At 54.9% G+C, this 19,068-nt stretch carries 16 protein-coding genes and 1 tRNA gene; 6 read left to right on the forward strand and 11 right to left on the reverse strand.

What is annotated here, in order from left to right; translation table 11 throughout:
* Positions 1-571, reverse strand: a 571-nt coding sequence (locus tag QEP12_RS07270; RefSeq protein ID WP_284213831.1) for a ParB/RepB/Spo0J family partition protein, incomplete at its 3' end; no start/stop codon positions are given.
* Positions 572-1,305: 734 nt separating this feature from the next.
* Here QEP12_RS07270 and QEP12_RS07275 point away from each other — a divergent pair.
* Positions 1,306-3,282, forward strand: coding sequence for a hypothetical protein (locus QEP12_RS07275; RefSeq protein WP_174863792.1), 1,977 nt, complete (start codon positions 1,306-1,308; stop codon positions 3,280-3,282).
* A 384-nt stretch (positions 3,283-3,666) separates the two neighbouring features.
* On the opposite strand, the gene QEP12_RS07280 is transcribed toward QEP12_RS07275, so the two are convergent.
* Genes QEP12_RS07280 through QEP12_RS07295 form a run of 4 tightly spaced genes read right to left on the reverse strand, consistent with a single transcriptional unit; the run spans position 3,667 to position 7,656 of the window.
* On the reverse strand, positions 3,667-4,632 hold the full coding sequence (locus QEP12_RS07280; protein ID WP_174863794.1) for a Bug family tripartite tricarboxylate transporter substrate binding protein: 966 nt from the start codon (positions 4,630-4,632) through the stop codon (positions 3,667-3,669).
* Positions 4,633-4,667: 35 nt separating this feature from the next.
* A complete protein-coding gene (locus tag QEP12_RS07285; RefSeq protein WP_284213832.1) occupies positions 4,668-5,441 on the reverse strand; it encodes an enoyl-CoA hydratase/isomerase family protein in 774 nt (257 codons plus the stop codon).
* Positions 5,442-5,449: 8 nt separating this feature from the next.
* Complete coding sequence (locus tag QEP12_RS07290; RefSeq protein ID WP_284213833.1) at positions 5,450-6,520, reverse strand: acyl-CoA dehydrogenase family protein; 1,071 nt, start codon at positions 6,518-6,520, stop codon at positions 5,450-5,452.
* Complete coding sequence (locus tag QEP12_RS07295; RefSeq protein WP_174863798.1) at positions 6,517-7,656, reverse strand: acyl-CoA dehydrogenase family protein; 1,140 nt, start codon at positions 7,654-7,656, stop codon at positions 6,517-6,519. The genes QEP12_RS07290 and QEP12_RS07295 overlap by 4 nt, the downstream gene beginning before the upstream one ends.
* A gap of 98 nt (positions 7,657-7,754) precedes the next feature.
* Between QEP12_RS07295 and QEP12_RS07300 the strand changes: the two genes are divergently transcribed.
* Complete coding sequence (locus tag QEP12_RS07300) at positions 7,755-8,927, forward strand: CaiB/BaiF CoA transferase family protein (RefSeq protein ID WP_284213834.1); 1,173 nt, start codon at positions 7,755-7,757, stop codon at positions 8,925-8,927.
* Positions 8,928-8,932: 5 nt separating this feature from the next.
* Positions 8,933-9,565, forward strand: a complete 633-nt coding sequence (locus QEP12_RS07305; RefSeq protein ID WP_284213835.1) for a TetR/AcrR family transcriptional regulator — start codon at positions 8,933-8,935, stop codon at positions 9,563-9,565.
* 358 nt (positions 9,566-9,923) lie between these two features.
* On the opposite strand, the gene QEP12_RS07310 is transcribed toward QEP12_RS07305, so the two are convergent.
* From QEP12_RS07310 to QEP12_RS07320, 3 genes are all read right to left on the reverse strand, one after another.
* Positions 9,924-10,000, reverse strand: a tRNA-Val gene (locus tag QEP12_RS07310).
* A gap of 62 nt (positions 10,001-10,062) precedes the next feature.
* A complete protein-coding gene (locus tag QEP12_RS07315; protein ID WP_219164267.1) occupies positions 10,063-12,237 on the reverse strand; it encodes a RelA/SpoT family protein in 2,175 nt (724 codons plus the stop codon).
* Positions 12,238-12,394: 157 nt separating this feature from the next.
* Positions 12,395-13,312: an alpha/beta fold hydrolase gene (locus QEP12_RS07320; protein WP_284213836.1), complete on the reverse strand. Its 918-nt coding sequence runs from the start codon at positions 13,310-13,312 to the stop codon at positions 12,395-12,397.
* 75 nt (positions 13,313-13,387) lie between these two features.
* Between QEP12_RS07320 and QEP12_RS07325 the strand changes: the two genes are divergently transcribed.
* Positions 13,388-14,170: a 3-hydroxybutyrate dehydrogenase gene (locus QEP12_RS07325; RefSeq protein ID WP_284213837.1), complete on the forward strand. Its 783-nt coding sequence runs from the start codon at positions 13,388-13,390 to the stop codon at positions 14,168-14,170.
* Positions 14,171-14,259: 89 nt separating this feature from the next.
* Here the strand turns inward: QEP12_RS07325 and QEP12_RS07330 are convergent, their stop codons facing one another.
* Positions 14,260-15,009 (reverse strand): SIMPL domain-containing protein, encoded by a 750-nt coding sequence (locus QEP12_RS07330; protein ID WP_284213838.1) that lies wholly within the window; start codon positions 15,007-15,009, stop codon positions 14,260-14,262.
* Between the two features lie 206 nt (positions 15,010-15,215).
* On the opposite strand from QEP12_RS07330, the gene ompR reads away from it, so the two are divergent.
* Positions 15,216-15,950 carry an osmolarity response regulator transcription factor OmpR gene (gene ompR, locus QEP12_RS07335; protein WP_284213839.1) on the forward strand — a complete coding sequence of 245 codons (735 nt, stop codon included), beginning with the start codon at positions 15,216-15,218 and terminating at the stop codon, positions 15,948-15,950.
* Positions 15,951-16,006: 56 nt separating this feature from the next.
* Positions 16,007-17,479 (forward strand): sensor histidine kinase, encoded by a 1,473-nt coding sequence (locus QEP12_RS07340; RefSeq protein ID WP_284213841.1) that lies wholly within the window; start codon positions 16,007-16,009, stop codon positions 17,477-17,479.
* Positions 17,480-17,621: 142 nt separating this feature from the next.
* Here the strand turns inward: QEP12_RS07340 and ispF are convergent, their stop codons facing one another.
* Both ispF and ispD read right to left on the reverse strand, forming a co-directional pair.
* The gene (gene ispF, locus QEP12_RS07345; protein ID WP_284213842.1) at positions 17,622-18,107 is read right to left on the reverse strand and encodes a 2-C-methyl-D-erythritol 2,4-cyclodiphosphate synthase; all 486 of its coding nucleotides are present in this window, start codon (positions 18,105-18,107) and stop codon (positions 17,622-17,624) included.
* A 61-nt stretch (positions 18,108-18,168) separates the two neighbouring features.
* A complete protein-coding gene (ispD, locus tag QEP12_RS07350) occupies positions 18,169-18,987 on the reverse strand; it encodes a 2-C-methyl-D-erythritol 4-phosphate cytidylyltransferase (protein WP_174862695.1) in 819 nt (272 codons plus the stop codon).
* Between the last annotated feature and the right edge of the window lie 81 nt (positions 18,988-19,068).

Here is a 19,068-nt window from a genome sequence, read left to right on the forward strand (position 1 = left end):
CGTGCACCACTTCCATCGGTAAGGCTGCTATGTCCATGGCTTTTTGCACCATGGAGGCATTGATGCCAATCAGAGTGGCCAGTTTGCGCATCGACAGCTCTGTACTGGCTTGGGCTTTGATGTGCGCAAGTTGCTGCCCCAACTCCCAAGGACTGAGTGCCTCACGCAGATGGTTTTCTATCAAGCGATCGACCAGAGCTTGCTCGGCTGAAACATCAACTACTAAAGCTCGCACGGGCAAGGTGTGACGCATACACGCATGCAGCCTTCGTGCCCCTGCAATCAACTCGTATTGATAGTTACCTTGCACATCAGGGAGCTTGCGTACATGGATGGGCTGCTGATTGCCTTTGCCCAGCAGGATGCTCAGCGACAGTGCTTCCATCGCTTCATCGTCCATTGACTCTGCTGTGCGATTGGGGGCACTGCCTGGGTCAATCACCCGAGGATCAAGGAGGAGAACGAATTCAGGAGGTGTTTCGTGGGTGGTTGCGAGGGGAACAGCCTTGTTGGGATGATTCGGGGTATCGGAAGCTGCTTCCGAACTGGGGGATGAGGGTTTTGCGGCCATAAGTCTCTCCTTGGGTTGACTGAATAAAGCAGCAACACACAGGAGATACTGAGCATGGTCAGCGCTGTGACTGGACGAAAAATTGCCTCGGTGCTGCACCCCTCAAAAATTGAGAAGCACATGAAATACTAGGCATTTTTTGACAAAAAAACCAAGGACATGGATTTTAAGAAGTAGTTTATTTCGAGCATTTTTTGTTTGCTTTGCAGCGTTTGCAACCTATCAACCAAGCAGCACGAAGGACTGTTCTTCACCAATGAGCCGTCACATGCGTCAAGCAAGGAAAGGGCACTATCCAGGAAATGCGGGCCGATTCAGTGTGACAGACGCTCTTAATAGACAGTGAGAACTTGGAATAAAGCCTGACCTGAGTCGACCATCTTGAACCCGGCGTCCCTCCATTAGCCTACTGAAGGCTATATACCAACGTCCTATGTACTTTTTTCCTGAGACGCTGCCAAAATTCCTGAAAAAAGGAGACAAAGGGGATGATTGAGGACGACAAGGACCTTTGTGGCAGCAAGGGGGCGAACGTTGCGCAAAAAGATAGCCCGATGCGATGGGCCTTAGGTCCCGATGGCATCGCAACGCACATCTTCAGCATCCCACCGGAGAAAACAGGCTCTGCATGTGAATGCACATGCCCAGGTTGCCAAGAGCCACTTCAAGCTGTAAACGCTCGCCTGAATGTTCCTGGTACTCCCGTGTGGAGTGCTAGTCGGACCGGACGAACCATGAGTCAGTTCTTTCGACACCCATCAGGCCATTCCCGAACATCCTGCCTACAGAAAGCATCACAGCTCGCAACGCTGACGCTCTTTACGACGTTTGGACTCATTGAAGTTCCAGCTCCGATTTCAAGCCAACGCTTTGTAGGCGTATCCGGAAAGGTATACGAATCCGAGGTGCGCGGGCGGCAGCAAAGCCTGCTTGTGCGCCGTAGCGCGTGGATTGACCATCAGCGTGCTAGTCTTACTCTGGAAAGCGGTCGCGAGATCTTAGTTGTTCTTGAAAGTAGCCATCCGGATAGCAGTGGCCCAGACTTCGATGGCGTTATAAGTGTCAGATGCGACGATCCCGAAATTGCAGGGCTGACAATGGAAGAAATCCTCGCACGTGTAGTACTCAGTGACCAGTACACGTGCTGGGTGCGCCACTGGGAAGATGAAGAACTGAAGGAAAAGGCGTTCGAGCAAGCCAAGGCCGATGCCATTGATGCGCTTGACTGGATCTCTGATGAAGCTGCGATAGATCTAGGAGGCGATGTCAAACTCACAAGAGAAAGCCTGCTGCACTTAGTTATCAAGCACATCATTGCCCAAGCGGGATACATCATCACTCCAGACTTTGTAGAGCACATTTCATACGGACATCATTTCATGCGCGACGAAGTGGTGCGACTTCCCGGTGCGCACCATACGCTGCAGAACGTGCGGCTAGAACATGCCTTGCCCGGTATGGTCCCAGATGTCTACTGCGACATCGCTGAGAACAGCAAAACCTATCCACTGGCCATAGAAGTATTTGTCACCCACGGAATTTCCGCGCAAAAGCTCAGCACCATCAAAGCCATGAGTCTGCGTTGCCTAGAGGTCGATGTGGCCCGTTTCAAGGAGCATGGCCAGCTCTCTATTGAAAAACTGCGCGAACTAGTACTCAACGACCCCAGCTCAAAAGTATGGAAGCATCACCCAGACATTGATTCAGCTCTAGATGCAGCACGTGCACGGATCAAAGAGCATGATGCTAGGGTTGAGATAGAAAGGGTTAAACACCAAGAGTATCAACGCAAAATTCAAGCGCAAGAAGCAAGGCGGCTTCAGGAAATAGCCAGCGCGAAGGCACAGTACAAGCTAAAGATAAGCAGTGCTCCCGTCGAAGTTCTGCCTGAGATTTTCAAAGATGCCGTCGTGCATTACCTAACCGAAGTCAAGCGCGGGAATACTGAGGAATGCTTCGTAGTACCCTCTGAGCTTGCTGTGGAAATGCGTAGAGCTGGGTACGACAATGCCGGAGACCGATTCTTTTGGAACTTGGACGGCACCATGATGCTTCTTATGTCGCTGGCTTGGGGGGCAAAGCTACCCCCACCGAAGCGAGACAGGCTCGTTGACCAAGTCTTTCATCTCTACAACAAAGAACCCTCATTCTTTCCATTGGTGCTACGTGCCATTAAGCGATTCGGCGTCCAACTCACAGCTACACAAGAACAGAAGTTAGGCATAGCCAGAAGGTACGCTTGGGAGTCCATCAAGAAAGGAGAGTCCAAATTTGCCCGCCATAACCAGTACGACTCGCTCATAGGGGTGATCCTCCCAGTTTTGCTACCCGACTTGGCCGAGCCAGAAGGAACTCTTAATGATGTACATCGCAGGCAGACTGTGTTGAAACACGAGTTGGACCGCGAAAGAGCACAAAAGCAGGCGCAGGCATTGGAACATGCTCGAAATGAAGTAGATCTCATCGAGTGGATAAGCCCACCATTGAGTGCGGCCAACGCATACAGGATCTTCACCTCATGGGAGGTTGAGAGTTATTGCACTCACTCGATAGGTTTTAGCTCAGCACGAAGTAAAGAAGTGATCGACATGGCCTATGAGGAAAGCAAGCTTGGCGGCCCCATACGCAGTTGGGTTGAATGGGTCGGTATCAACTCAGCAACCGACGTGCTCAAAATTGTTGAGCTTGCCCGCAAGCTCAAGCTCATCTGACAAGTGAAACTGCTTCTTCACTTGATATAGATAACTCATCGGTTGGAAAAGCCAAGAATATGCACCTTTTCCGTGTCGTTCACCTCCCGTGAGCATGATTTGTGCCTGCTGCAACGGCTTCAAGGCCGCTCCTAATTACTGCAATCGCAGTAATACGATCGGAGACTCTCAACCTAAAACCGGCTGTGGTAGCTACTTCCACTTTGCAGCGATTGCCGCCGGTCGACTCTGGTAATGTGAATGACTGCTCTTTGCCAAGCAACAGTCATTCAATAAAGGTGAGAAAGCCGTTAGATAAGGCGGAAACTATCTAGGCAACATAGGTCAATCGGTGTGATTCTTCCGAACAAGTTGACCAATTGACCGTTCACCCCGCCGATATATTTAAAGCTTTTCCAACCCGGCCGATTCGGCGGTTTTTTCCCACATCTCTTTTTCGTTAATCACAAAACGTCGAAACGCATCGTTGGTCAATGGAAGAACGGTTTGGCCAGAAGATTCGAGTGATTTTTTAAATTCAGGTGTAGACAACACCTTTTCCATGGCCTTGCCAATTTTTTGTGTGGCCACGGTGGGCGTGCCCTTCAACGACACAATCCCACTCCATGCTTTGACATCTAGCATTTCAAGTTTAGGAAACTTGCTCGCGTAGGGTCCAGACAGCTCGCCAGTCACACCAATTGCTTTGACACGACCGTTTTCGATCATGGGAATCGCAACACTTGGAGACAAAAAAGCGAAATCCAAAATTCCGCCAGCAATGTCTGTGATGGCATGTGAGTCACCGCGGTAGGGCACGCCTTGCGCAACGATGCCTGTCTTGTGTTTGAAGAGTGCAAGCGTTAATTCTTGCGTGTTGCTCACTGTACCTGCGCTGAGTCCTTCTTTGGCTTGTTTGGAAGCACTGATCAGTTCTTGTACGTTATTGAACTTGGAGTTGACGTTGGTCACCAGCACCGATGGATAGGCAGCAACGGAGCCGATGTAGTCAAAGTCGTTGTTCACATCAAAGGGCAGTTTTTTAAAGCGTGCAGGAGCAACGCTCAAACTTCCGCTGGTAATAAACAGCAAGTTATAGCCATCGGCTTTGCCGCGTTTGAGTTCAGCAATAGCGTTTTGGCCATTTGCACCAGGCTTGTTCTCGATGATGACGGAGGTCCCTAACTCTTTGCTAATTCCATCGGCAACAAAGCGCGCTGCAGAGTCTGTGGGGCCACCTGCGGCAAAGCCAACAATCATGCGGATTGGCTTGTTAGGCCAAGTTTCATTGGCCATGGCCATACCGGCAGGCAAGGCCAACATAGGCAGCAATGCCAACAAATTTCGGCGTGAGAATTTGAGGTTAATCATGTTGTCTCCTTTTTTATAAATGGCTGGCTTAATGCTCAGTCCTCAAAGTTTGGGTTGCGCCGCTCTTTGGCTGCGTTCACACCCTCCAGCAGATCTGTTGTATTCATCTGCACGGCTTGCACTTCGCTTTCACGTACTACGGCCAAGCGCACCCGATCCATAAAGTCACCACGCAAAGTAGTGCGTGTGGCTTGCACAGCCCGTGGTGAAGAAATAGCGATCTCTTGCGCCAAGGCCAGCGCATGCGTACGCACTTCGTTTTGTGCAACTACTTCATCCACCAGACCGATTCGCAGCGCTTGCTCTCCCCCGATGCGAGCGCCGGTGTACAGGAGCTTGGCGGCGTGTTGCTTGCCGATCAGATGCGGTAGCGTGAACGACAAGCCAAAGCCTGGATGAAAGCCCAAACGGTTGAAGTTGGCAGAGAACTTGGCTTCTGGACAGGTGATGCGAAAGTCCGCTGTCAACGCAACACCTAACCCACCGCCAATTGCTGCACCTTCAATGGCAGCCACCACCGGTTTGGTGCAGCCATACAAGCGCACAGCTTCCGCATACAGGGGATTGGTTTGCTTGACGCTGCGTTTTTTTTCGCGTGTAGATTTGTCTGCAAAGTCCGCTCCTGCGCAAAACGACTTGCCGTTGGCACACAGCAAAATGACGCGGATTTTTTTGTCCGCTTCAAACGCTTCCCACGCATCTGCAAGAGAGGCAATCAAAGGCTGATCAAAAAAGTTGTGCGGCGGTTTGTTCAGTTCCACGATGCCGATATGGCCCTGCGTAGAGATGTTCAAGATGGCGTCTGTCATCACATTTCTCATGCAGGGAGCACACGCTCGGTCAAGTGGTGCCAGAACATTGCGCCAGGTTGCTTGGCATACGCTTGGCCAATCAATCGTGCCCATTCAGTGGCATTGCCAAAGTCTCCGCGCCATGCCCACAGGCGTCGGGTAGCAAAGTTCAGTGCATGTTCATAGGTAAAGCCAATTGCCCCATGCACTTGGTGGGCGATGGAGGTGCCATTGGTCACAGCATCGCCAGTGCAGACTTTGGCAGCCGCCACGCTGAACTGAGCTTGTTCAGAGATCAAACGGCTGACGTTTGGCATGTCTTTGCAAGCCATATACGCCGCCGCACGAGCCACTGCCACTTCACCAGCCATGAGTGCGAGTTGCTGCTGAATGGCTTGGTTTTTGCCGATAGGTTTGCCAAATTGCACGCGGTCTTTGGCGTATTGCACGGACTGATCCAATGCAAATTCCAAAGCGCCCACCATCATCACAGCACGTGCGCAAGCTCCACAAGTTTGGATTGCATCTTCCAAATTGCTAAACGGGTTATTCAGCACGGCATGGGGCTGTACACCGTTGAGCACCACACGGTCACTGGGCATGTTGGATGTGTCTGTGCCAGCTTGAACCTGCACACCTGAGGCTGACAAATCGAACAAGGCGATTTTTTCTGCTGACAGCGTGACCAAACACCACTGTGCGTGCTGTGCCCATTTAACACTTTGGATCTCGCCTTGCAGCAAGCCTGCACTGTCGTGGCTGAGCTTGGCTTGCGCTTGCGCAGCAATGCAAATCGGACGTTGTGTGTCCAGTGTCTGCCCTGAGGCGGACAAAATCAGGCGCGCAATCGCAGTCTCGGCCACTGGCAGTGGCACTTGCGAGTACCCCAGGTGATAGAAGATCGGGTAAGCATCTTCCCAAGTTGCTTCAATGCCGTCATCAGCTTCTTTGCAAAACAACTGGGTAAAGCCAGATTCCAGCACCTGTTCCCACAATCCTTGAGGGTACACGCCTTTTTCTACGGTCTCGATCAGACCTTTATCGACTTCGTTCGCAAACAGTTTTTGCGCTGCGTCGTTAATAAAATCGTTACTCATCGCAGTCCCATTCCTCTTGCAATAATTCCGCGCAAAATTTCTCTGGTGCCTCCACGTATAGAGAACGATGGTGCAGCCATAGATAGGAAGTTCATCACCTTCTCAAGATCTGAGCCGGTGCCAATGTGTTCACCAAACTTGTCATGTGCGATGTTGGGCATCGACTGCTCCATCAGCGCGCCTTGGTCTTTCACCACCGAAGCAGCAAGCGCTGGGTCTTCACCCTTGGACATCATCAAAGCAATGCCTTGTGACATTTGGCGTAGTGCTGCGTATTTGGCAATCAAGCGGCCAATCGCTTCAGTCTGGTCATGGCGCTCGGACTCCGTGGCGTCAATCATTTCGATCAGCATTTGAGTGCTGCTCAAAAAGCGTTCAGGGCCGGAGCGTTCGTACTTCAACTCACTGGTGACTTGCTTCCAGCCTTCACCTTCCACTCCAATGAGGTTCTCATCAGGCACGAAGACGTTGTCCAGTACCACCTCGTTAAAGATGTGCGTGCCAAGTTGTGAGTAGATTGGGTTGACCTGCAAGCCTTCCCGATCCATTTCTACGAGGAACTGGGTCATGCCGCCGTGACGGTCTTCAGACTTTTCGCGTGTGCGCACCAGTGCCACCATATAGTTGGCGTGGTGTGCACCCGAGGTCCAGACCTTGGTGCCATTGAGGACCCAGCCACCGTCCACTTTCACGGCCTTGCTACGGATGGACGCCAGATCAGAACCTGAATCAGGCTCACTCATGCCAATGCAAAACGAACATTCGCCACTGACAATCTTGGGCACGATCTTTGGTGCCAATGTGTCTGGTGCATAGCGCATTAACAGTGGGCCCATCTGGCGGTCAGCCGACCAGTGCCAGCCCATGGGAGCCCCCACAGCCAGCATTTCTTCCAGCATCACGTAGCGCTCTAGCATGGTGCGCTCAGCGCCGCCGTACTTCTTTGGCCACGTCATGCCAATCCAACCGCGCTCGGCCATCTTCTTGGTCATTTCAGGGTCGCGACCCGACCAGTTATAGGCGCGCTTTTCTTTCGAATATTTGGCAATGTTTTGCTCTGCGAATTCGCGTACCTCTTTTCGCAATTGCTCGCATTGCGGTGGTAGCTCTCCCAACTCGATGTGCAATCCGTCCATGTTTTTCCTAACTTGCTTGCTGACAAACAAATATATATATTTGCTTCAACTGCTGTCAACTCAGTAGAAACGTTAGCTAGAACAAAACAGGAGCAAACATGGGACCCCTTCAAGGAATTCGGGTAGTGGACTTAACTGCGGTAGTGCTGGGACCACTGGCCACTCAAGTGCTGGCTGACTACGGTGCAGATGTGATCAAGGTGGAGCCCGTGGAAGGGGACCTGATGCGTGCCAACGGTATGTCACGCAATCGCGGTATGAGTTCTACGTTTATGAACCTGAACCGCAACAAGCGCTCTTTGGCTGTCGACCTGAAAACGCCCGAAGGCTTAGAAGCTGTCAAAAAGCTCATCGCCACTGCAGATGTGCTGGTACACAACATGCGCGTTAAAGCCATCAACAAGCTGGGCTTGGGATATGAAGCAGTTAGCCAGATCAAGCCGAACATCGTTTACTGCGCGGCTACTGGATTTGGTGAAGACGGTGCCTATGCGGGGCAACCTGCTTTTGATGATGTCATTCAAGGCGCTTGCGGGATGGCTAGCCTGGTAGGCAGCGAGAGCAATAAGCCAGAGTACCCACCTACGCTGCTGGCAGATAAAGTGGCGGGCATTGCCACTGCCAACGCAGTTCTAGGTGCATTGGTCCACCAAGCACGTACCGGGGAAGGGCAATATGTGGAAGTGCCAATGTTTGAAACTATGGTCGCTTTCACCATGACCGAACATATGGGCGGCAACGGTTTTAGCCCCTCAATTGGCCCAGCAGGGTATGCACGTTTACTCAAAGGTGGGCGCAAACCTACGCCCACAAAAGATGGCTACCTGGCGCTATTGCCCTATACAGAAAAGCACTGGGAAGCTTTCTTTACAGCGCTTGGCCGCAAAGATCTGTTTGAAAAATATGACCTGAGCAATCGCCACGAGCGCAACAAGCGCATCCATGAACTGTATGCAGATTTGCGTTCTGTCACCGCCGACTTCACCAGCGAAGAACTGATGCAGTTGTGCCGCAAGTTAGACATCCCGGTCACTGAAATTTTCAGCATTGACAACATCCACGAGCACAGCCACGTCAAGAGCGTAACCCTGTTTGAAGAACACGATCACCCCACAGAAGGGCGCGTCGTATCTATCCGTCCAACCGCTTTGTTTGCCAAAACACCGTCTAAGATTGAAAAACCTTGCCCAAATATTGGTGAGCAGACACAAGAAATTTTGAGTGAACTGGGTTTTGATCCAGCTTTTATTCAAAAAGCTGCAAAAAAGTAAAAACCATGGCTGAAGAATCGAAAACATCAAAAACGCAAATCCAAAGAAAAGAAGAAGCAGTCCGCAAGATCTTGGATGCTGCTATTGAGCTGATCGCTCAACGCGGTGTTAAAGACTTGACCATGGCAGAGATCGGCATTCATGCTGGCTACAGCCGCGGTTTGCCGCACCAACACTTTGGAAGCAAAGAAAATTTGATAGATGCGGTTCTTCACGCCATTGTCGAGAAATTCAATCAGCGACGGACAAATCAAAAACCCGTACCAGATGGCGTAGAGAGCATCAAAGCGTTGTTCTCTACTTATCTGGAGCGAGATACTGCATCCTGGCAAGCATCAAAAGCCTTCATTTTTTTAATCTCTGATGCTTCTTTGCCAGAAAGTCCTCACCGAGATTTCATTAATAAATTAAATAAAAAAAATGTAGATTTCATCGCTAAGCATCTTTCTATCGCACGCGCAGGAGAAGGCTCTAGCAAAGCTAGTAATCATGCGCTGGCGGTCATCCTGATGAGCACCATGCGGGGTCTTGCCTTGCAAGCACTGACCGACTCACAAATGAACTTCAAGGAAATCATTACGGCCTTGAACTTCATCTTGGACAAGCAAGTTCATGAAAGCACTGTCATCTCAAGCTAGATGGCTCGTGACGCTCAGAGTGAATCGATCAGCTTTTCCTAGACGGCTTTCAGCCCATGCGGAAACTTCTGGAGAAGCCTTATCTCAATGGCTGCTCTGAGCATACGCAGTCATTAGAACTTCTGAGGTGAACGACGGCAACCAGCCTAAAGCGGCCTCTGAGAGCTCGAAGCGCGTGGAGAAGAGCAAAAAATGGCGGGGAAGCGTTGTACGAAAAGTACAAGTTTGTGCGTAAAAGTATCTGTTTGAGCGCCGTTTTCCGCGAACAGTTTTCATACTTTTTTCATACTGCAGAAACAAAAATGCCCACTTGTTGGTGGGCACTTCGTTTGCAAGCTTGGTAAATGCTTGCGATGTTTGGTAGGCGCGATTGGATTCGAACCAACGACCCCCACCATGTCAAGGTGGTGCTCTAACCAACTGAGCTACGCGCCTGAAAAATCAGAAGCATCGATTGTAGCATTAGTTTTTTACTTGGATGAGAAAAACTTCAAGAATCAACGTCTGCGCGCAGAGCGCACGCCTGCCACGCCCGCCACAATGCCTAAAACTTTATTCAGGCGACCGGAGTCCGAAACTTCCACGGTGAATGTCATCCAGGCAGTCCCCTTGACGGACTGCGTTTGCACGCCGATCACATTGGTTTTTTCTTTGGCAAACACGTCCGAAATATCACGAAGCAGCCCTTGCCTGTCGGTCGCTTCGACCGATACGTCCACAGGGTACACCGCTGATAGCTTCTCCGCCTTGGGTACCCCCCAGGTCACATCAATCACACGCTCTTGATTGCGTGCAGCCATTTCGCGGAAATTGCTGCAGTCAGAGCGATGCACGCTCACGCCTTTGCCGCGCGTCACAAAACCACCGATGTCATCCGGCGGCGCTGGTTTGCAGCACTTGGCAAGCTGGGTCATTAACGAATCAATCCCCACCACCAGGACACCGCCCTTGCTGGCCGCATTGTTGGCACGCGGTTTGCGCACCATGGACTGGATGTCTTCTTCGGCTTCAGCAGGCTCTGCAGGCCGCAGCAACACTTCAATGTTGCGCAGCGAATACTCATCCTTGCCCACCACTTCAAACAGCGCATCTGCGGATTTAAAGCCTAACTGCACAGCTAAATCATCCAGCTTGATGGCAGTTTTGCCTTCACGCTGCAACAGTTTTTCGACCGCCTCGCGCCCGCGCATCACCGTTTCGTTCATCGCTTGGGCATTGAACCAAGCGCGCACCTTGGCTTTGGCGCGGTTGCTGATCAGATACCCCAACTCTGGATTTAACCAATCCCGGGAAGGGCGACCTTCTTTGACGGTGGTGATTTCAACAGTCTGCCCACTTTGCAGCGGCGTATTCAATGGCACCATGTTGCCATCTACACGCGCACCTCGGCAGCGGTGGCCCAGATTGGTATGCACCGAATACGCGAAGTCCACCGGGGTGGCGCCTTGCGGCAACTCAATCACTGCCGCATCAGGCGTCAGCACATAAATACGGTCATCAAACAAGCCGCGGTGCGACGGGTTCTCCGACAAATCCTTGCCCCACGCCAGCAACTGGCGCAGCACCGCAATTTTGGAGTCGTACTCCCCCGAGGCACTGACACCGGCATAGCCCTTGGTGCCAGCTTCTTTGTAAGCCCAGTGCGCTGCAACGCCATTTTCAGCATGGTCATGCATGGCTTGCGTACGAATCTGGATTTCAATCGCCCGCCCCTGATCGTCGCGCACTACGGTGTGCAACGACTGATAGCCATTCGGCTTGGGCTTGGCAATGTAGTCGTCAAACTCTGACTCAATCGGTGCGAAGTTTTCATGCACCCAGGACAAAGCGGTGTAGCAATCCTTCACGTTCGGCACCACTACACGCAATGCCCGAATATCAAACAGCTGATCAAAATTGAGCGATTTACCGCGCATTTTTTTCACAATGCTGTAGATATGCTTGGGGCGGCCCGATACCGTGGCACTGATGCTGTAGGCGCGCAAACCTGATTCCAGGCGTGCACGCAATTGCTCCATATAGACTTCGCGCTCCGCGCGCTTTTCATCGAGCAGCTTGGCGATGTTGCGGTAAGTATCGGGCTCTAAGAAGCGGAAAGATAAATCCTCCAGCTCCCATTTGATTTGCCAAATGCCCAGCCGATTGGCCAGCGGCGCAAATACATGCAGGGCTTCATAAGCCAAGCTTGGAGAAACAGGCCGTTTGGTTGCGGCATACCAGCGCAGTGTTTGCAGGCGCGATGCCAAACGCAGCAGCACCACCCGCACATCGCGCGAAAAGCCCAGCAGCATCTTGCGCACGGTCTCCGTTTGCGTGGCCGGGTCATCCACGCGCACGCTGGCGTCTGCGCTGCGCGTCTGTTGCTGAAAATGCATGAGTTTGGTGGTTTCCACCGCCAACTCGGCAAAGTTGGGGCCAAACGCTTTGGTCAGCACTTCCAAAGGTTTGTTCAAGTGCATGCTGGCGTACACCAAGTAACACGCCGCCTGCATAGCTTCAGAGCCACCAATGCCCTGCAAAATGGCAGCAGTGGCATCTGCGTGGGCCAAGGTGTTTTCACCTGAAGAAAGCTCTTCACCCACCAGCAAGGGCTCTGCAAACGCGCGCGCACGGCGCAAGGCATCCACCTGATCGGGAATATTGCCCGCTGTGGCCGCCAGCAAATGGGGCATTCCCGCGGTGCCCCCTGCTGTTCTCAACCCTGAGGGCACAGCGCCGTCTTCACCAGTTGTTGGGGGTAAGGATGTCACGCTGCGCATACAAGCCCCCATGCACAAGCTTGCTGCCAAGCAGCGCTTGGCTTACGCAACAGGGTCTTATGTTTTTTTTTCATTCATCACCCAACAAGAAATTCCGTGCGATGGCCACTTGGTCATCCGCAACAAAAGTGGGGGCATGTCCCACACCTTCAAGGTCCACCCATTGTGCAAGAGGTCCACGCTGCTGCATGGCTCGTGCTGTGTTTTGTGTAATCAAATCTGACTGCGCCCCGCGGACAAGCAAAGTTTGGGCCCGAATCGTGTCATACAGCGACCACAAAACCTCCGCTCCGCGCGCCGATTGCTCCTGCGTCATGCCCTGCATCGGCAGGGCAATCGCGGGGTCATAGTGCAGCCGCAAGCCACCGCCTTGGGCCGGGCGCACCATGGGTTTGCTTAAAGCAAGCCACGCTTGGGTGCTATGTGGGCCAAACCCTGCCGACAATACTTGCAAGGCGTCGGCAGCTTGCTGCAGTGTTTCAAAGTGCGCGGGCTTTCCCACATATGCCGCAATGCGCTGCAAAGCCGGCCACTCCAGCGCAGGCCCCACGTCATTGAGCAGCAGCTTGCGCACCGGCACTGGAAGGGGCAGCGCAGGGTTGCCTGCGACTGCCATGCCAATCAAACCGCCCATGCTGGTACCCACCCAGTCCAGGGCTTGAATGGGAGCGGCTTGGTGCACCTGGTGCAGCAGCGCCACCATATCCGACGTGTACTGCGGCACCCCGTAGTGCATAGGTTCGGCCAGCCAATCGCTGTAACCGCGCCCCGCCACATCAGGGCAAATAACGCGGGCATGCACACTCAATGCTTGGGCCAGCACGTCAAAATCTCGCCCCTGCCGCGTCAGTCCATGCACACACACCATCACATGCGGATGCCAAGGATTGCCGGTTCGGTTCCACTCCCAGTAAGCCATGCGATGTACTGCGTCGCCATTCAGGGCTGCTCCCGGGCACGTTACGTAGTTCAGCGTAGGTTCAATCATGGGTGCGCAACCTCATCTTCGCGTTTGATAATCGGCCAATTCCATCCTAATTCATATTTCAGCGGAGGCATTCAGATGCTCAAGGGCAAAACAGCATTAGTTACCGGCTCCACCAGTGGTATTGGCCTCGGCATTGCCCAAGCCTTGGCTGCGCAAGGGGCGAACATTTTGCTCAACGGCTTTGGTGATAGCGAAGCCGCCAAAGTCCAGGTAGCCGCAGCAGGCCAAGCCCACGGCATTTCCGTGGACTACCACGGCGCAGACATGAGTCAACCTGCAGAGATTGAAGCCATGATGGCGTTTGGGGCACAGCGTTTTGGGCGCCTCGATATCGTGGTGAACAACGCGGGGATTCAGCATGTTGCATCGGTGGAAGACTTTCCCGTGGAGAAATGGGATGCCATCTTGGCCATCAACCTCTCCAGCGCCTTCCACACCACCCGCTTGGCACTGCCTGCCATGCAGCAAGCCAACTGGGGCCGCATCATCAATGTGGCATCCGTACATGGCTTGGTAGGCTCGGTCCAAAAGTCGGCCTATGTAGCGGCCAAGCACGGGATTGTGGGCCTCACCAAAGTCACCGCCCTCGAAAATGCCACCACAGGCGTTACCTGCAACGCGATCTGCCCCGGCTGGGTACTCACGCCACTGGTGCAAAAGCAAGTGGATGCCAGAGCAGCGGCGCAAAGCATCAGCACCGAAGCTGCCACCAAACAGCTGCTGGGCGAAAAAGAACCTTCCATGCAATTCACCACCCCCCAAGAGCTGGGCGAGTTGGCGGTGTTCTTTTGCTCTGCTGCCGCCAACAATGTGCGCGGCGTGGCATGGAACATGGACGGTGGCTGGGCTGCCCAATAAACACTGGCGCCATCGCAGCAAAAAGCCTCTGAAAATTTCAGAGGCTTTTTGCCTTCTAGCGCAATACCAGCAAGCGCTGGCAGCTAGCTTTATTGAAGTTGCACAGAGCCTGAGACATTCACCGTCACCTGCTCTTTACCCGCCTCGACGGGCACGGGGTCGGCCATTTCCATTTTGGCCGTGGCAGCCATCGCCACATTGGCGCGCTGCTGCATGCGGGGCGCATAAAAACCGTCTTGGCTGTTCACACTCACTTCACGCAAGGTATAGCTGTGAAAGCCAAACTGCTTGGCCAGCGTACTGGCACGCTGCTTAAAACTCTCAATCGCCTGGCTTTGGGCCTGCTCCTGCACTTTTTCACGCCCTTCGCGCGACAGGCCAAAGCCCATGCTAGACACCGTCATGTCTTTGACCTGCGCAGCCGCTTCGCTGATGCGTGCGAAATCTTTGCCCTCCACCACCATCTCTGCACGGCCTTGCCAGCCTTTGATCTTGCCGTCATTGCCGTGGCGGGGGTACACCCCAAAACTGCCACTGCGCACCTGCATGGCCTGACCGCTGGCTTGGGGCTTCAAACTGCGCATGGCAGCATCCACCACTTGCTGCAACTGCTTTTGCACCGCCGCCGCATCATTGCCATCGCGCGTAGCCGACAGGTTCATCTGCAGCCAATCTTGGCTGACCTCTACCTGTCCCGATGCCGAAAGCTGCACCACATTGCGCAGCACCTCAGGCGCTTGGGCATAGGCCGTACCCACACTGGCTACAGCCCCCGCCACCAAGCCCCCCACAACCAAGGAATGACGCAAAAAATGTGCGCTCTTGCGGTGAAATTGCATCTCAAAGCCCCTTTCTCGGTATAACGCGCTCAAATACTTACAGAAACCCCGTAAAGCATGCCAGACGAGGCCCACACAGCCTGCCAGACATTCCCCTCTTTTTGGCAAGACATGTAACACTGTGTCAAACCTGCGCTAAATCGGGAATTTTTGGCGCCAAGCTGGTCAGAATCGGCTCTGTTACAAATTGGACAAGGGGTGAATCCATGGTCACAACCAACAACAATCGCACCGACAAGATCTTGGTCGTCGATGACGACGCACGTATCCGCGACTTGCTGCGCCGCTACCTGACCCAGGAAGGCTTTGAGGTCATGATTGCCGAGGATGGCAAGGCGCTCAATCGCATCTTGCTGCGCGAAACCGTCGATCTGATCGTGCTGGATTTGATGATGCCCGGCGAAGATGGTTTGTCCATCTGCCGCCGCCTGCGCTCTGCCAATGACCGCACGCCCATCATCATGCTCACCGCCAAGGGCGAAGACGTAGACCGCATCGTGGGCCTGGAAGTGGGCGCCGATGACTACCTGGGCAAGCCCTTCAACCCCCGAGAACTGCTGGCACGTATCCACGCCGTGTTGCGCCGCCGCCCACCGGTCGAAGCCCCTGGCGCACCTTCGGGCGACAACGAAACCGTCACTTTTGGCCCCTTCACTTTCGATCTGGGCACCCGTGTGCTGCAAAAGAGCGGCGAAGAGCTGCCCCTGACCACCGGCGAATTCGCCATGCTCAAAGCCTTGGTGCGCCACCCCCGTCAGCCGCTGTCGCGCGAAAAACTCGCCTTGCTGGCCCGTGGCCGCGAGTTTGAGCCGTTTGACCGCAGTCTGGACGTGCAAGTCTCGCGCCTGCGCAAGCTGATTGAAGAAGACGCAGCCGCACCCCGCTACATTCAAACCGTGTGGGGGGTGGGCTACGTGTTCGTTCCCGATGGCACCAATTAAGCGCCCCACGCGCCTTCTCCCCTCTCAGGCAAAGGCGCCTTGCGCGCCGTTTTTTCATGTCACGCCCTTCCCTGTTTGCTGGGGGCCACAAGGCCGCCGGCACCCCTGACGACACAGGTACACGCTCGCGCGTGGGCCTAAATCTTTTTTGGCGCACCTTTTTCCTGCTGGCACTGCTGCTGCTGGGCAGCATTTTGGCGTGGCTGCAAACCCTCAGAGCGCTGGAGTTTGACCCCCGCACGCTGCAGACTGCGCAGCAAATCGCCTCCTTGGTCAACCTCAGCCGTGCGGCGCTGCAGCACTCGGACGCCATCGCCCGTGTCTCGCTGATCAAGACCATGGCCGATCAGGAAGGCGTGCGCATTCAGCCGCGCGAGCCCGGTGACACCTTTGAGGTGCTGCCGCCCACCGAACTTAATCTGCGCCTGGAAGAGCTGCTGACCTCGCGCCTGGGGCCAGACACCATCTTGGCGCGCAAAGTCAACGGTGAGGAAGGCCTGTGGGTGAGCTTCACCATCGACGAAGACCCCAACTGGCTGCTGCTGGACCAGTCCCGCTACGTCACGGCCAGCGGCCGCACGTGGCTGATTTGGCTCAGCACCGCCGGGCTGCTGTCCCTGGCCGGTGCCGCTGTCATCGCGCGCCTGATCAACCGGCCCCTCAAGCAGCTGAGCTACGCCGCCAACCGGGTGCGCGATGGTGACTTTGCTGCCAGCCAGCTTGATGAAGAGGCCGTGACCAGCGAAATCCGCGAAGTGAACATCGGCTTTAACCGCATGGCGCAAAAACTGGCCAAGCTGGAGCAAGAGCGCGCCGTGATGCTGGCCGGTATCTCGCACGACCTGCGCACCCCGCTGGCGCGCCTGCGGCTGGAAACTGAGATGAGCGTGCAAGACGACGTGGCACGCGGTCACATGGTGGCCGACATCGTTCAGCTGGATGCCACCATCGACAAATTCCTCGACTACGCACGCCCCGATCACGTCACACTCACCGTGGTGAACCTGCATGCGGTGGTGGCCTCCTGCGTGTACGCCGTACAAAACCACCGCGAGTTGCAAATCACCATGTCCATCCCGGACGACATCTACGTGATGGCCGACGAGGTGGAGCTGGCGCGCGTCATCTCCAACTTGCTGGAAAACGCCCGCCGCTACGGCAAAACCGTGGACACCGACACTGCCTATGTCGACATCACCATCAAAACCCGTGAAAACTGGGTGCTGATGCGCCTGCGCGACCACGGCCCGGGTGTGCCACCCGAGCAACTGCCGCAGCTCATTCAGCCCTTCTTTCGCGGTGACTCTGCGCGCACGGCCGCCGCAGGCGCAGGGCTGGGGCTGTCGATTGTGGACAAAACCGTGCAGCGCATGGGCGGCATCTTCTCCATCACCAACGCGAATGCGGGCGGCCTGGCCTCCAACATCCAGCTCAAGCGCGTGACGGAAGTGCCCGATGGGCAAGACCCCAAGCACCGCCTGCAGCGCCCCCAGGTCAAGCGACAGCTTCCGCCCGAGGCAACGACGTAGACCCGCGGAAAGCTCCAACAAGATTCAAACCTTGTTTGAACAAAAAAAGCCCTGAGGCCAACCACCTCAGGGCTTTTTATTTTATGCATCAAAAACACCTCTAGCGCTTATCTAGAAAGCGCTAACAGCTCCTGTTTCTGATTTACACCACCGGCTTATAAATCAACGCAGCGGCATTCGCCTCCATCGCCAGCAGCTCGCCCACCGGGCCCATTTTCTCAGCGGTTTTGGCTTTGACATTCACCTGATCTTCGCCCACCCCCAAGGCCGCAGCAATGCGCTGCTGCATGGCCGGAATGTGGGGGGCCAGTTTGGGCTTTTGCGCAATCACGGTGCTGTCAATGTTGCCAATTTCCCAGCCCTTTGCGCGCACGCGGCGCGCCGCTTCTTGCAGCAGCACCCAAGAGTCTGCACCCTTGAATTCAACCGCAGTGTCGGGAAAGTGGCGGCCAATGTCGCCCAGCCCCGCTGCGCCCAAAATGGCGTCGGTGATGGCATGCAGCAGCACGTCGGCATCGGAGTGGCCCAGCAGCCCCTTGTCGTGGGGAATCTCGACCCCGCCAATGATGAGCTTGCGGCCTTCCACCAACGCGTGGGTATCCCAGCCTTCACCAATACGAAAATTCATAGCTATTCACGCTTTTCCCTTGCGGGCCAGCGGCCAATTTGGTTATTAATTCACAGCGCCGTCAGAAAAACGGATTGCCCGTGGGTGCAGGACTGGAGCGTTTGCCTTTGAAGCGCTCCAGCGTCGCGCTGCCGCCGCGCTGGGCAATCACCGCTTCGGCCAGGGCAAAGTCGTCGGGGTAGGTGACTTTAAAGTTTTGTGCGCCGCCGGGCACCAGCTTGGGCCGGTGGCCCATGGCCTCCATGGCGCTGGCCTCATCGGTGGCGGCTGCGCCCAGGCGATTCAAGGCATCCAGCAGCACGCCCAGGCGGAACATCTGCGGCGTTTGCGCCAGCCATTTGTCACTGCGGTCTACCGTGGCTGCCACGCGCACCCCGCTGGGGCCGGTGACGGCGGTTTTCAACGTGTCAGGCAACTTGTGCGCCAGCAGGCCGCCCACGCTGTCACCCTCACACTGGTCCATCAGCTGGTTAATCTGGGTGGTGGTGACCAGGCACCGCGCCGCATCGTGCACCAGCACCCAGTCGTGCTGCGCCGCACCCCGTGCCAGCAAGGCTTTCAAGCCGCCGATCACCGTGTCCGCACGTGTCGCCCCGCCGCAAGGCAGGTGAAACCATGCAGGGCTGGCGTAAGCATCCAGAAACTGATCGCGGGGTGCCACTGCCACCAGCGTGCCCGCCAAGCGTTGCACGCCCGCAAAGGCTGCCAAGGTGTGCAACACCAAGGGCTGCCCGGCTACCAGGTGGTACTGCTTGGGCAGATCGGGCGTGGGCGCTCCCGGGGCGATGGCGCGCGCGCCCACACCGGCGCACGGAATCAGCCCCCAGAAACGACCCTGCGGGGAACCAGGCGCTTTCGCGGCAGCAAACATATCTGTCATGCGCAGCATTCTAGAATCGCCTGCTTGTCAGCCACGGCTGCACGCTGCATTTCCCGCAGGTTCGCGGGATGCGCGCCCACT

It is taken from the genome of Comamonas jiangduensis (genome assembly GCF_030162955.1).
GTDB lineage: Bacteria > Pseudomonadota > Gammaproteobacteria > Burkholderiales > Burkholderiaceae_C > Comamonas > Comamonas jiangduensis.